Source organism: Vibrio sp. A37, from assembly GCF_059777565.1.
Genome location: NZ_JBLNLI010000006.1, coordinates 167,599 through 180,964 on the forward strand (window position 1 = coordinate 167,599; position 13,366 = coordinate 180,964).

General features: G+C 41.8%; 11 protein-coding genes. 7 read left to right on the plus strand and 4 right to left on the minus strand.

All coding sequences use genetic code 11. The annotated features are described in order from the left end of the window. Positions 1-65: 65 nt before the first annotated feature. The 3 genes from ACM2FC_RS12635 to ACM2FC_RS12645 all read left to right on the plus strand — a co-directional run bounded on the left by ACM2FC_RS12635 (position 66) and on the right by ACM2FC_RS12645 (position 4,135). Entirely contained in the window at positions 66-2,111 is a 2,046-nt protein-coding gene (locus tag ACM2FC_RS12635; protein ID WP_498481282.1) for a sensor domain-containing protein, read from the plus strand. 117 nt (positions 2,112-2,228) lie between these two features. Continuing rightward, positions 2,229-3,242 (plus strand): ubiquinone anaerobic biosynthesis protein UbiU, encoded by a 1,014-nt coding sequence (ubiU, locus tag ACM2FC_RS12640; RefSeq protein WP_498481283.1) that lies wholly within the window; start codon positions 2,229-2,231, stop codon positions 3,240-3,242. 14 nt (positions 3,243-3,256) lie between these two features. After that, the gene (locus ACM2FC_RS12645; protein WP_498481284.1) at positions 3,257-4,135 is read left to right on the plus strand and encodes a U32 family peptidase; all 879 of its coding nucleotides are present in this window, start codon (positions 3,257-3,259) and stop codon (positions 4,133-4,135) included. Between the two features lie 62 nt (positions 4,136-4,197). On the opposite strand, the gene nlpI is transcribed toward ACM2FC_RS12645, so the two are convergent. The 4 genes from nlpI to ACM2FC_RS12665 form a co-directional block, all read right to left on the minus strand. Then, positions 4,198-5,097: a lipoprotein NlpI gene (gene nlpI, locus ACM2FC_RS12650; protein WP_498481285.1), complete on the minus strand. Its 900-nt coding sequence runs from the start codon at positions 5,095-5,097 to the stop codon at positions 4,198-4,200. A gap of 146 nt (positions 5,098-5,243) precedes the next feature. Beyond that, the gene (gene pnp, locus ACM2FC_RS12655) at positions 5,244-7,382 is read right to left on the minus strand and encodes a polyribonucleotide nucleotidyltransferase (RefSeq protein ID WP_498481286.1); all 2,139 of its coding nucleotides are present in this window, start codon (positions 7,380-7,382) and stop codon (positions 5,244-5,246) included. A gap of 353 nt (positions 7,383-7,735) precedes the next feature. Further along, positions 7,736-8,005 (minus strand): 30S ribosomal protein S15, encoded by a 270-nt coding sequence (rpsO, locus tag ACM2FC_RS12660; RefSeq protein WP_498481287.1) that lies wholly within the window; start codon positions 8,003-8,005, stop codon positions 7,736-7,738. A gap of 111 nt (positions 8,006-8,116) precedes the next feature. Continuing rightward, positions 8,117-9,298: an MFS transporter gene (locus ACM2FC_RS12665; protein WP_498481288.1), complete on the minus strand. Its 1,182-nt coding sequence runs from the start codon at positions 9,296-9,298 to the stop codon at positions 8,117-8,119. Between the two features lie 217 nt (positions 9,299-9,515). Between ACM2FC_RS12665 and mtnN the strand changes: the two genes are divergently transcribed. From mtnN to ACM2FC_RS12685, 4 genes are all read left to right on the plus strand, one after another. After that, on the plus strand, positions 9,516-10,214 hold the full coding sequence (mtnN, locus tag ACM2FC_RS12670) for a 5'-methylthioadenosine/S-adenosylhomocysteine nucleosidase (protein WP_498481289.1): 699 nt from the start codon (positions 9,516-9,518) through the stop codon (positions 10,212-10,214). A gap of 668 nt (positions 10,215-10,882) precedes the next feature. Beyond that, complete coding sequence (locus ACM2FC_RS12675) at positions 10,883-11,836, plus strand: cobalamin biosynthesis family protein (RefSeq protein WP_498481290.1); 954 nt, start codon at positions 10,883-10,885, stop codon at positions 11,834-11,836. Beyond that, a complete protein-coding gene (gene btuF, locus ACM2FC_RS12680) occupies positions 11,837-12,661 on the plus strand; it encodes a vitamin B12 ABC transporter substrate-binding protein BtuF (protein WP_498481291.1) in 825 nt (274 codons plus the stop codon). Between the two features lie 77 nt (positions 12,662-12,738). Beyond that, positions 12,739-13,359 (plus strand): TRIC cation channel family protein, encoded by a 621-nt coding sequence (locus ACM2FC_RS12685; RefSeq protein ID WP_498481292.1) that lies wholly within the window; start codon positions 12,739-12,741, stop codon positions 13,357-13,359. The last annotated feature ends 7 nt before the right edge of the window (positions 13,360-13,366 follow it).

Sequence of the window (13,366 nt, forward strand, 5' to 3'; positions counted from 1 at the left end):
CTCACTTTTGAAATGACAATCTGTAGGTTATAGTTAGAAATATAAAAGGGAATTTAAACACTTAAATGCTACCGCAAGATCTGCAACGTTGGTTTCAAACACTCACCCAAAATAGCCCTTTCTTCTTCGCTATTTTGGATGATCAATTCCGATATGCCGCCGTCAACAAACGGTATCAAGACATATCTGGAGTTAGTGCTGAACAGTTCATAGGAAAGCGTGACGATCAAGTATTCGATGACGCTATTTTTCAGTCGCTACAACCTTTATATCAGCAAGCTTTAAAGGGTGAAATGCTTGAAACTGAAATCTCTCTCCAACTAAAGAACCAATCAATCACCCTACACGTTTTCGTCCAATCAGTATCCACGGCTAAAGACAGTAAGCAGATTGCATTTCAAGCAATAGATATTAGTGATAAATACCTATTGATTGAAAATATGAGAGAAGCAGAAAGCAAATTTTCATCTTTAACAACACTTATCCCTTTTGGAATCATGCTGGTGGATGAAAATTCTATTATCTCCGCCAATGAAGCTTGCGCGCAACTACTTGGATTTGGCACTGCACACCATTTATTAGGCGAAACACTTGAACACCTTTTCATCGATGGAGACACAAAAGAAGCTTTTCACCAACCTCTGATTTACCAGCTCAAGTCAAAATCACTAATCTGTCATACTAGCGAAGCCTGCGGTTTTGAACGATATGTGAAATTGGAGGCTGGTAATACTCCTCTCTACGGTAGTTCATTTCAAATTATTCTTGTACAAGATTCATCACCTGCTGTCGGTTTTAGCCAAAAAACAAACAAGGATATCTACAAAGATTCTGTAACCGGCTTATACAACCGAATCGGCTTTACCCTGTGTACCGAGCAATTAGTCCAAAATGACTCTTCTTTTATAATGTTATACTTGGATATCGACAATTTTAAAAACATTAACGACTCTCTGGGTCACCAAATAGGAGATATGGTTCTTAAGGAAGTGGCAACTAGGCTGAAAAAACTGTGCCCAACTTCAGCATTGATCGGTAGATTAGGAGGAGATGAGTTCGGCATCATATTCAACGAGCCCTATAATGCACAAACAATTCAAAATTATGCGAATTCAATTAAGTCTGAAATTTATCAACCTTTCAACCTTCGCTATTTCAACAAACGTTTGACGTGTTCTATCGGAAGTATTGCTTACCCAAAAGACGCTCAAAATGCCACACTATTACTGCAATACGCTGACTCAACCATGTACCAAGCGAAATATGCAGGGCGCAATCGACTGATTCAATTTGATGAAAAAATCACTAAAGAAGCCCGCAAGCGTCTGTGGATTGAAATTGAGCTGCAAAAAGCCTTGCAGCAAAATGGACTGGAAGTCTGGTATCAACCTAAAGTCAGCTGCGAGAACTTGTTAATTACTGGAGCAGAGGCACTGATTCGCTGGAAACACCCAGTCGAAGGTTATATAAGTCCGAGTGAATTTATTCCAGTCGCAGAAAGTGCAGGATTAATTGAGAATATTGGTCGGGTCGTCATGCGTGAAGTGTTTACTTGCGTTAAGAATTGGCATCAGCAAAATATACTGCCCGGAAAAATTGCAATTAACTTATCGCCTGAACAGTTTTGTAACCCTCAGTTGGTCGGCTATATGGAAAAACTACTGAGAAGCTCAAAACTCGATCCTAGCTATATTTTGTTCGAACTGACCGAAAGCAGCATAATGCAAGATAGTCTACACACTATCCAAATGCTAAACGCTATTAAAAACTTAGGCTTTGCTTTGTCTATCGATGACTTTGGCACCGGATATTCCTCGCTCTCTTACCTTGCTCGATTCCCAGTCGATGAGGTGAAAATTGACCGAGCATTTATTACCGACCTAGACTCTCTACCAAGGCAGAAAACCGTGGTTGAAAGCATTGTACATTTAGCCAAGTCCTTGGATCTTAATGTGGTGGCTGAAGGGATTGAAACTGATCATCAGGCTCAACTTTTGATAAATATGCAGTGTGATACATTACAAGGCTTTTACTTTCATACCCCACAACCAAAGCACGAGATAGAAAAACTGTTTATCCAAGATATACAGAAAAGAAATCAAAGTGAGTAGCGACTATTTTCTAATATTCCTCTAAATATAAAATTTGCCCAAACCTGCCTTAAATCAAGTTACTAAAACGACGACAAGTCTAAAATTTCATCATGGCCAATTTACGTCAATTCAACAATGGAACTTTTGTGCCCAGCAGGAAACTTACCTGCTCTTAAAACTGCTATCGACTGTGGTGCTGATGCGGTTTATATCGGATTTAAAGACGATACTAATGCTCGTCACTTTGCTGGTTTAAACTTTACTGGTAAAAAGCTAGACAACGCGGTCAAGTACGTCCATGACCATAATAAAAAAATTCATATCGCTCTCAATACCTTTGCTCATCCGAATAACTTTCAGAGATGGACTAACGCTGTGGACAACGCTGCGGATCTAGGTGTCGATGCGCTGATAATCGCAGATATTGCAGTACTAGAATATGCAGCCAATAAATACCCTCACTTGGAACTGCATCTATCGGTACAAGCTTCCGCAACCAATGTATCTGCTATCGAGTTCTATAAACAAAATTTCAACATTAAACGTGTTGTTCTGCCTCGTGTTCTTTCCATTCATCAAGTGAAACAACTCTCACGAAATATATGTGATGACGTAGAGCTTGAGGTCTTTGCTTTCGGCAGTTTATGTATCATGTCCGAAGGGCGTTGCTATCTTTCATCTTATTTCACAGGTGAATCGCCAAATACGGTCGGCGCATGCTCACCAGCCAAATTTGTCCGCTGGCAAGAAACCGAGCAAGGCCTAGAATCAAGACTCAACGATATTCTCATCGACAGATATGGCAAGAACGAAAATGCTGGTTATCCAACGCTTTGTAAAGGTCGATTCCATTCCGAAATAAGCACAAATAATCAGCGCTATCACGCGCTTGAAGAACCCACTAGCCTTAACACGCTTGCTTTGATTCCAGAGCTGTTTGCAGCCAATGTGGCGTCTGTAAAAATTGAAGGCCGCCAGAGAAGCCCTGCTTATGTTGAACAAGTGACGCGCACTTGGCGCGCGGCAATCGATGCTTACCAACGCTCACCTGATACTTATCAAGTAGAGCAGGCTTGGAATCAAGCTTTGGAAAATGTATCTGAGGGCAGTCAAACCACTCTCGGTGCCTACCATCGTAACTGGCAATAAGGAAAATCACTCATATGAAATATTCTCTAGGGCCAGTGTTATATTTTTGGTCAAAATCGACGGTAGAAGAGTTCTATTTACGAGCTGCTCAAAGTTCGGCAGACATTGTTTATCTCGGTGAAACCGTCTGCTCAAAAAGGCGTGAATTAAAACCCGCTCACTGGTTTGACTTGGCTAAAGAGTTAGCTTCATCTGGTAAGCAAGTTGTATTGTCTACGATGGCTCTTCTGGAAGCGCCCAGCGAAGTCAACGTAATGAAAAAATACGTAGACAATGGCGATTTTATTATTGAAGCCAACGACGTTTCCGCGATTCAACTCGCATCTGAAAACTGTGTACCTTTTACTGTTGGTCCGGCAGTAAACGCCTACAACGCTTGCACTCTAAACCTTTTCCTCAAGCAAGGTATGACTCGTTGGTGTATGCCGGTTGAGTTATCGAAAGAGTGGCTGAAAAACACCTTAGATCAATGTGAAACATTAGGTATTCGTGGCCAGTTTGAAACAGAAGTATTTGGTTATGGTTACTTGCCACTTGCCTATTCTGCACGCTGCTTTACCGCGCGCGCCGAAAATAAAAGCAAAGATGATTGCGAGACTTGCTGTATCAAATATCCTACTGGGGTCAAAATCTCCAGCCAAGAAGATCAGCAAGTGTTCAATCTCAATGGTATTCAAACTCAATCTGGCTACTGCTATAACCTGATTAACGATGTTAAAGAAATGAAGTCACTGGTTGATGTCGTTCGCCTTAGCCCATTAGGACTCGACACTTTAGCTGAGATTGACAGGTTCAGAGCAGCAGAAAACCACTCTGAAACAACTAAACTTGAAGTCAAACAATGCAATGGCTACTGGCATCGTTTAGCTGGATTAGATACTAGCGACCAATAAATGTTAAAGCCTAAGCAATAACTGCTTAGGCTTAACGTGATTACCTTTATGACAGGCTAAAATCAATCTACCTTCTCTACTGAGGCTGATTGCTGCTGAAGCTGTGTCGCCTCTTTCTTAATCCTGTCTAATTCAATATAAGCGTATTTATGTTCGATATAGTCGTATACATTTGACGACAACACGATTTTATAAAGAGTATACGCGCTCTTCAGATCATCTTTAAGCTGGTAGCGCTTTGCGATATAAAAATAAGTTTCTGTTAGGCGCTCTGCTAATACAACATTATCGGCAGAAGTTGTCACTATCGCCTTCAATGCTTCCTCATTAGAAACTTTATCGAGCATCAGCCCCACCAAGAACCATCCCCACCCTGGTTTTCTTGCTTGGTAATTTTCGGTTAGCTGTTTCTTAGCCTGAACCGGGTCGATTTCGTATTCAATAATGTAGCGCCACAAACTAAGGAAAGGATCCACTTCACCATCTTTTGTTAGTGTTTGCAGATCTTCTAACGCTAGCTCGTACCTACCACCGTAGTAGAGTGCAATAGCGCGGTTTCTGATAGCAAATAAGTTTTTGGGGTTCAGCTCTATAGCAGAATCAAACGCTTCATACGCATCATCAAACTGCTGTTCTTCGGTAAAGTTAACCCCAAGTAGGTTATACACATCCGACTGAGCAGGGTCTAAAGCAAGTGACTGATCAAAGTCTAAACGGGCTAGCAAACGCAAACCAACGCTATCGTAAAAACTGCCGCGTTCGTAAAGCATCTTAGCTCTAACTTTGTCATCTAGGTTTTTACGTTGTATCAACTGGGTAAGCTGAGCGATTTGTACTTCTTTTTTTGCGCTTACCTGTAAAGGGATCGCCATTGGTGGATAAAGCCACTGGCTTTGCGATGCACAACCATTGATGACCAGCAACAAAAACACACTTAATACTGCGGTTCGAATCCTTCTCACAAATAATACTCCTTTATACTGGCTTAAGGGCTAGCCTAACCAGTGATCCGCATTAAAAAAGGGAGCGACAATGCTCCCTTTTTTATAACACGCTTTTTACATAGCAGGGAAAACCCAGCTAAGGCGTGTGATGTGACTACAGATAATTACTCTGCTTCACCTTCAGTATTACCATCAGCTTGCGCTTCTGGTTCAACCTTTTCAACCGCTTCTTTCATGCTTAAACGAATACGGTTTTGACGGTCAATTTCAAGTACTTTAACTTGAACTTCTTGGCCTTCTTTCAAGTAATCTGATACTTTCTCGATACGCTTGTCAGCGATTTGAGAAATATGTACCAAACCTTCTTTGCCACCAAGAACAGCAACGAATGCACCGAAATCAACAATACGGGTAACTTTACCAGTATAGATGGTTCCAACTTCAACTTCTGCTGTGATTTCTTCAATACGCTTGATTGCTGCTTTCGCCGCAGTACCTTCAGTCGCCGCGATCTTAATTGTACCGTCTTCTTCGATTTCGATCGTAGTACCTGTTTCTTCGGTAAGTGCACGGATTACCGCACCACCTTTACCAATCACGTCTTTGATCTTATCGGTGCTGATCTTCATTGTGTGGATGCGAGGAGCGAACTCAGAGATATCTTCACGAGCACCAGAGATAGCTTGATCCATAACAGATAAGATGTGCTTACGTGCACCTTGTGCTTGGTTCAATGCAATTTGCATGATCTCTTTTGTGATGCCTTCAATTTTGATATCCATTTGCAGGGCTGTGATACCAGTTTGAGTACCCGCCACTTTAAAGTCCATATCACCTAGGTGGTCTTCGTCACCCAAGATGTCAGAAAGAACAACAAAGTCGTCGCCTTCTTTCACTAGACCCATTGCGATACCCGCAACAGAAGATTTAATTGGCACACCCGCATCCATAAGAGCAAGAGAAGTACCACATACAGAAGCCATTGAAGAAGAACCGTTAGATTCCGTGATTTCTGATACTACACGCACTGTATATGGGAACTCTTCCACAGATGGCATTACTGCAGCAATACCACGCTTAGCAAGCTTACCGTGACCAATTTCACGACGCTTAGGAGAACCAACAAAACCAGTCTCACCCACACAGTATGGAGGGAAGTTGTAGTGTAGCAGGAAGTGATCTTTACGCTCACCAGTTAGCTCATCGATGATTTGCGCATCACGCTGAGTACCTAGAGTCGCAGTCACAAGAGCCTGTGTCTCACCACGAGTAAATAGAGACGAACCGTGAGTACGAGGAAGAACGCCAGTGCGTACATCTAGCGCGCGAACCATGTCTTTTTCACGGCCATCAATACGTGGGTTGCCAGCGATAATGCTGCGACGTACAACTGTCTTCTCTAGATCGTGGAAGATAGTATGGATTTCTTTAGTGTTCGCTTCTGGATCTTCAGCAAGAAGTGCTTCGTTTACTTCATCAGCAATCTCATGGATGCGGTCGTAACGAGCCATCTTCTCAGTAATTTTGTATGCTTCGACAAGCTTCGCTTCTGCTAGCTCAGCAATCTTAGCGTTAAGCGCTGTGTTCTCTTCAGGAGCAGTCCAATCCCACGCAGGAGTTGCAACTTCTGCTGCGAATTCATTAATCGCTTTGATAGCAGCTTGCTGTTGGTCGTGACCAAATACGACTGCAGATAACATTTCTTCTTCAGTCAAGTTGTCTGCTTCTGATTCAACCATCAATACCGCTGACTCAGTACCAGCAACCACGAGATCTAGGCGAGATGCTTCTAGCTCAGTTTGGCTTGGGTTAAGTACCAATTGACCATCGATGTGACCTACACGAGCAGCACCAATAGGACCGTTAAATGGAATGCCTGAGATAGCAAGAGCGGCAGAAGTACCAATCATAGTTGGGATATCTGGCTGAACATCTGGGTTCACAGATACAACGGTCGCGATAACTTGTACTTCATTTTTAAACGCGTCCGGGAAAAGTGGACGAATTGGACGGTCAATAAGACGTGCAATTAGAGTTTCGCCTTCAGAAGGACGACCTTCACGCTTAAAGAATCCACCTGGAATTTTACCCGCTGCGTAAGTACGCTCTTGGTAGTTAACTGTTAGTGGGAAGAAATCTTGACCTTCTACCGCTTCTTTTTTACCAACAACAGAAACGAATACGGCTGTGTCGTCCATTGTCACCATCACTGCTGATGTCGCTTGACGCGCGATAACGCCAGTTTCTAAGGTAACTGTGTGGTTACCATACTGGAATGTTTTAACTACTGGTTTTTCAAACATTATTTTTCCTTGCTCTAAGCATCGCTTAGAATAAATGACTTACCACTCAGAGCATTACAAATCGCGACTAGTAAAAGCATACTTTATACCAATTCCATCAATTATTTAATCATTCTTGCTGGCTAAAATATGATCACATAATTAATGGCATTGGTATTACCTAAATACCACTTTTAATAGCCGCGACCTTCCGGTCGACTTCGGTGACTGCAATACCATGAGTATTTTTTATAGCGATTCCCTCTTACTGAAGAGGATGTTCGCCGGACGTATTATAAACTAGATACCTTTTGATTGGTAAACTCTAGATAACAAAAAAGGGGCATAATGCCCCTTTTCTGAACAAACTGTTCTTAGCGACGTAGGCCTAGACGTTTGATTAGATCTTGGTAACGAGAAAGGTTTTTGCCTTTCAAGTAATCAAGAAGCTTACGACGGCGAGAAACCATACGTAGCAAACCACGACGGCTGTGGTGATCGCCTTTGTGCTCTTTGAAGTGACCTTGAAGGTGGTTGATAGAAGCTGTAAGTAGTGCAACTTGAACTTCTGGTGAACCAGTGTCGCCTTCAGTTTGAGCGTATTCAGCTACGATAGCCGCTTTAGTTTCTGCATTCAGAGACATCATTCTCTCCTAATAAGAGTAAAGTAAAATATGTAGCAGCCAATCTCTGATTCAGCCGCTACGCGAAGCGCGGATTATAAAAAAACCACACTGTATAATCAACTGCTAATTTTACTGCTTAGCTGGTATTTTGACGACATCTTTTAAGGCCCAAAAAGAAATCAAAGCGGAAACTAAAATAAACACCCCTTCCCAATAAAAATTATTCAAGTTGATATACACAGTAATCAACATGCCGATACCGCCGGAAACATAGGTCGCGACACCAATAAGCCCCGATGCACTGCTTTTTCCTTCTTCAATCGTATTAAAAGTATGGAAGAGCAATATCGGAATTAGTCCAACTGAATACAAACTGGCTAGAAAACCTGGAATTAGCCAAAACCAACTAATCGTATTATGGAAAAAACTCAAAGCAAATGCGCTAAAAGCAGCAAGCAGGAAGCAAACTTTCACTGAACGCAATATAAAACGCTCACCCAGTTTTTTAATCATGTAGTTAGAGAAAGGTGGGTAGATAATTCCAGGCAACAAAGTAGGCAGTAGGTAATAGGCAACTTCATTGGGGTGAATATGATAAACCGGCGTCAACCAGAATGGCACAGCAATATAATAGCTTTGAATAATAGCCGCCATACACATGACAACAATTAGCGCTTTGCGAAACACTCTATTTTTAAAATGAGCTCCCATCTGCTTTAAAGATTTCTTAAAAGTCAAATTAGCCGAAGACTGAGGCTGACTTGGTAACTGACGAACTAAAAAGAACATCGCAACCAGCCATATAGGGATAATCACAAACACGGCACGCCAACCAAGCCAAGTACTTACCCAACCGGACAATAAAGGGGTAAGAAAAGCCGCGGAATAGCCACCAAAAGAAGTGAGTGATAATGCGTGCTTAACCTGCTCTGGATCTTTCATATAAGTAACAGGAAAAGCTCGACTGCACACAGAAAGCCCGCTGACAAAAGCGCTGGCTAATACGAATAAAACTCCGAAGAAGACAATATTGCTCGCAAAAGATGCCAAAACCAACGTAACAATGCCAACCACACAGACCAACTCGATAAATCGCTTCATCTGCATTCTATCTATCAGCGGCCCCCAAATAAGTGGGGAAAGCCCACCAAAGATAAAGGACAGAGATATAATTAACCTCACCGTATCTTCAGATGTATTTAACAAACTAGGCATGGTTGGAAATATCGGCAAACCGACCTTCATCAACCCCCAAAATGTCGCCATAAACAACATAGGGAAATAAACCATAAAGCGAGTGTTCAAACTCATATCGCCTCCGCTGTAACTTTACAAACGGCACACAAGAACCGGATCTCACCACTCAATATATTGCAAACACACACAAACCGGTGAGATAAGCTACCAGCTGTCACTTTGATAATTTGGTTATGCATAAAAACGTTATTGAAATAAACAACAGTCCCTTAGAATAAGGGAACGTGGTACACTTTCACTACATTCATTTGAAATAATATAGAGAGCAATTATGAAAATCGGCATCATTGGTGCGATGGAACAAGAAGTGGCCATTCTCAAACAAAAGATCAGTGATTGTAAAGAACAAAATAAAGCTGGCTGCACATTTTATTCTGGAACTCTCAATGGCCTTGATGTGGTTTTGCTCCAATCAGGTATTGGTAAAGTTGCCGCGGCAATTGGTACCACTATCCTTATCGACGAACATCAACCAGATTGCATCATCAATACTGGCTCAGCTGGCGGGTTCGATTCAACCTTGAACTTAGGCGATGTCGTCATTTCTACCGAAGTTCGTCACCACGATGCAGATGTGACCGCATTTGGTTATGAAGTTGGCCAAATGGCAGGCCAACCTGCTGCTTTCTCTGCAGATAAAAAGCTGATGGATATTGCCGAACAAGCTTTAACTATGATGGAAGATAAACATGCAGTTCGCGGCTTAATTTGCACTGGTGATACGTTTGTTTGCTCAGCTGAACGACAACAGCAAATACGTACTAACTTCCCATCAGTCATCGCTGTAGAAATGGAAGCCTCTGCGATTGCTCAAACATGCCATCAGTTCAAAGTCCCATTCGTTGTAGTAAGAGCCATCTCTGACGTTGCAGACAAAGAGTCACCAATGAGCTTTGAAGAATTCTTGCCATTGGCTGCTGAAAGCTCTTCAGAAATGGTATTGAAGATGATTGAACTGCTAAAAAGCTAGACTAGCTTTTATTTACTATAAAGCAAAACCTACTAGTAAATAATTCGACTAATACCAGTTTCATTTAATAGAGAGATGCTGCTGGTATTATTCATACACTCCAAATAAAAATGCAAGCCAGTCATTTGAGCATTTACAACCCATCTCGACGACCTTAAAAGGGTTGTCTTAGGCACTATAAAACAAACAACCCATCAATATGAAATATAAGGATAAATAATAAGACTAATGCAAGAGAGTAGATCGATGCACTCTTGATTTTTTTCATATATTTTTTACAACATGCAAAGTCCAGTTTTGACCAGATATAATTAAGCATTATAAATATCACCTTACAGTTTTAATAAAAAATACATTTCTTAGCTTTCATATAGAAATAATTCGTAGCTATCTATTGCCTATGAAAGTAAGCTAATAGTGTTTACAAAATATGAACTCTTACTTACTTTACTATTAATAATACAAAACATATTACCCCAAATGGTTGCGATTGATTAATTTACCTTGATAATGGGATGTCAATACCCGTTTTCAACAATAGTTATTAACGACTGAAAAATTTGGTATATATTTGTGGTTCATACGGTGTAACATTCACCAAAACAACGGCTAATATACCTATATTTTTCATGCAATTACAAAGGGGAATTAGTAACGAGCCAAAGGTCATGGAAGATTTTTTCAAGCATATCTATTCAAATGGGACCCTCCTTGTGATGTGGGGAGCAATCCTATTTAATTTTATTTTGCCAATCCCACGTGCAGCGCATCCGATGACACTTTGGCACAAGTTTGCTGAATTACTCGCAGATAAGGTGAACCGCAATTCGAACCACTCACAAAGCTTAATATCCGGCACACTAGCTTGGGCATTAATGTGCTTACCCGCGATAGCCGTCCTGATCGCTTTAAAACCACTGGTTTGGCAATCACATATGTTTGAATTAGCTCTGCTAATTCTTGCATTGGACTGGCGCAACAATGAAAAGCTCGCCAGCCACTTGATTACTGCTCTATCAAAAGATGACAAACAGCACGCTAAAGCCATCTTACAACCTTTCGTCAACCGAGAAACGGCTACCTTATCGCAACTTGGCTTAGGTAAAGCAAGTGCAGAAACCATCATTATGGGTTATGGCCGCAATGTGGTTTGCGTGTTATTTTGGTACGCACTACTTGGTGGTGTTGGTGCTTTTCTGTATCGACTTATCTCTGAGCTTGCTAGAGCTTGGTCTCCATCTAGGCCTCAATATTCTCCATTTGGTGTCCCCTCAGTAAAGATTTTAGCGGCACTGGACTTTATCCCCATGAGAACCTTTGCTGCTTTGATTTCAATTGGCCACCGCTGCATAAAGACGTTGCAACTTATTCGTATGCAATCTTCATCTTGGCCGCTGCCCGGGCCTTCTTGGTTGCTCATCGCTGTTGGAGGAAAACTTGAGCTTTCATTGGGGGGACCTGCGATATACAACAAACGTAAAAGTGTACGAGCAAAACTCGGTGGCAGAATTGCTCCTTCAGCCATTCATTTGGCTCAAGTACAAAAATTACTGGCGTGGAAGTCACTAGCTTGGATAATATTGCAAAGCATTATATTAGGCTTTATTTATCAAGGCATTTAAATGGTTCGGGCTTTACCTTTTCTGTTCGCTTTCTTCATTTTTAGTAGCTACGCTCATGTCAAAGCTGAACGAGTAATAACTTTATCTCCACACGCCACAGAGCTGGCGTTCTCGGCAGGTTTAGGGAATAAGATTGTTGGGGTTAGTGACTACAGTGACTATCCACCACAAGCAAATAACATTGAGCGAGTAGCCAATTACCAAAGCCTTAACTTAGAGAAAATCGTCGCCCTAAAACCAGACCTAGTCATCGCTTGGCCATCTGGTAACCCAAGTAAACAGCTGAATAGATTAAAACAACTTGGTATTCCTATTGTTAACGTCAAAATTCGCACTCTGGATGACATTGCCAAAACCATTGACCAGCTTAGTCAATACAGCCTTAACCCCAAGATCGGCGAACAAGCAGCCCAGCACTTCAGACAACAACTAAGAGAACTGGCAAGCCAATATCACAACAAAGCAGCTGTACCGTACTTTTACCAATTGGCAAGCAAGCCACTTATTTCTATAGCCCAAGACAGTTGGCCAAGCCAAGTGTTTGCATTTTGTGGTGGGAAAAACGTATTTGAGAATAGCGCAGCCCCCTACCCTCAAGTCAGTTTAGAACAAGTTTTGTTGGCAAAACCGCAGGTGATATTCACAACACAAGAGCCCTCGTTAACCAAGCAAATGTGGGAGCAGTGGCAAAACTTACTCCCTGCTGTAAGAAAAGACCGTGTCTGGAAAATAAACCCTGACTGGTTAAACCGACCTACAATGAGAACGTTGAAAGCAGTTAAAGAAGTTTGCCAAGATTTAAATCTGGCCCGAGAAAAACAATAGCTATAGCGTTAGCGATGACTAATTGCGTACAATTATACTTCTTTAATTACGAACTAAAACTAGCGAGCTAACTCACTGTGGAAGCACCACTACTTTATACTGTCGATTTATTTGGTACTGCAATATTTGCCGTCTCTGGTGTATTACTCGCTGGTCGCTTAAAAATGGATCCTTTTGGGGTAATTGTTTTAGCTAGCGTTACAGCCATCGGAGGAGGCACAATTCGTGATCTCTCCCTTGGATCAACCCCAGTATTTTGGATCAAGGATACAACCTATATTTGGGTAATTTTGTTCACCTGCCTATTGACCATGCTTTTAGTCAGACGCCCTAAACGCATTGCTTGGTGGGTATTGCCCGTTTGCGATGCTATTGGTCTCGCAGCTTTTGTCGGTATTGGTGTTGAAAAGTCTATGCTCTATCAAAGCTCAAGTTTAATTGCGATTATTATGGGCGTCATTACCGGCTGTGGCGGAGGTATTATTCGCGATGTTTTAGCAAGAGAAGTACCGATGGTGCTGCGTAGTGAAGTATACGCAACAGCTTGTATCGTCGGAGGCGCATTTCAAACAGGAGCACTCGCTCTCGGGTTTAGCTCATCAACCGCTTTTTTGTCTTGCGTAATTTCAGTGCTTGTTATTCGCTTAGCAGCAATCCGATGGCACCTTTCATTGCCTACGTTTGCTATACACAAATAACAGAAAG

Bases quoted from the DNA above. Each gene is read 5' to 3' on its own strand.
- ACM2FC_RS12635 (WP_498481282.1), top strand. From the start codon at position 66: ATGCTACCGCAAGATCTGCAACGTTGGTTTCAAACACTCACCCAAAAT.
- ubiU (WP_498481283.1), top strand. From the start codon at position 2,229: ATGGAACTTTTGTGCCCAGCAGGAAACTTACCTGCTCTTAAAACTGCT.
- ACM2FC_RS12645 (WP_498481284.1), top strand. From the start codon at position 3,257: ATGAAATATTCTCTAGGGCCAGTGTTATATTTTTGGTCAAAATCGACG.
- pnp (WP_498481286.1), bottom strand. From the start codon at position 7,382: ATGTTTGAAAAACCAGTAGTTAAAACATTCCAGTATGGTAACCACACA.
- rpsO (WP_498481287.1), bottom strand. From the start codon at position 8,005: ATGTCTCTGAATGCAGAAACTAAAGCGGCTATCGTAGCTGAATACGCT.
- ACM2FC_RS12665 (WP_498481288.1), bottom strand. From the start codon at position 9,298: ATGAGTTTGAACACTCGCTTTATGGTTTATTTCCCTATGTTGTTTATG.
- mtnN (WP_498481289.1), top strand. From the start codon at position 9,516: ATGAAAATCGGCATCATTGGTGCGATGGAACAAGAAGTGGCCATTCTC.
- ACM2FC_RS12675 (WP_498481290.1), top strand. From the start codon at position 10,883: ATGGAAGATTTTTTCAAGCATATCTATTCAAATGGGACCCTCCTTGTG.
- btuF (WP_498481291.1), top strand. From the start codon at position 11,837: ATGGTTCGGGCTTTACCTTTTCTGTTCGCTTTCTTCATTTTTAGTAGC.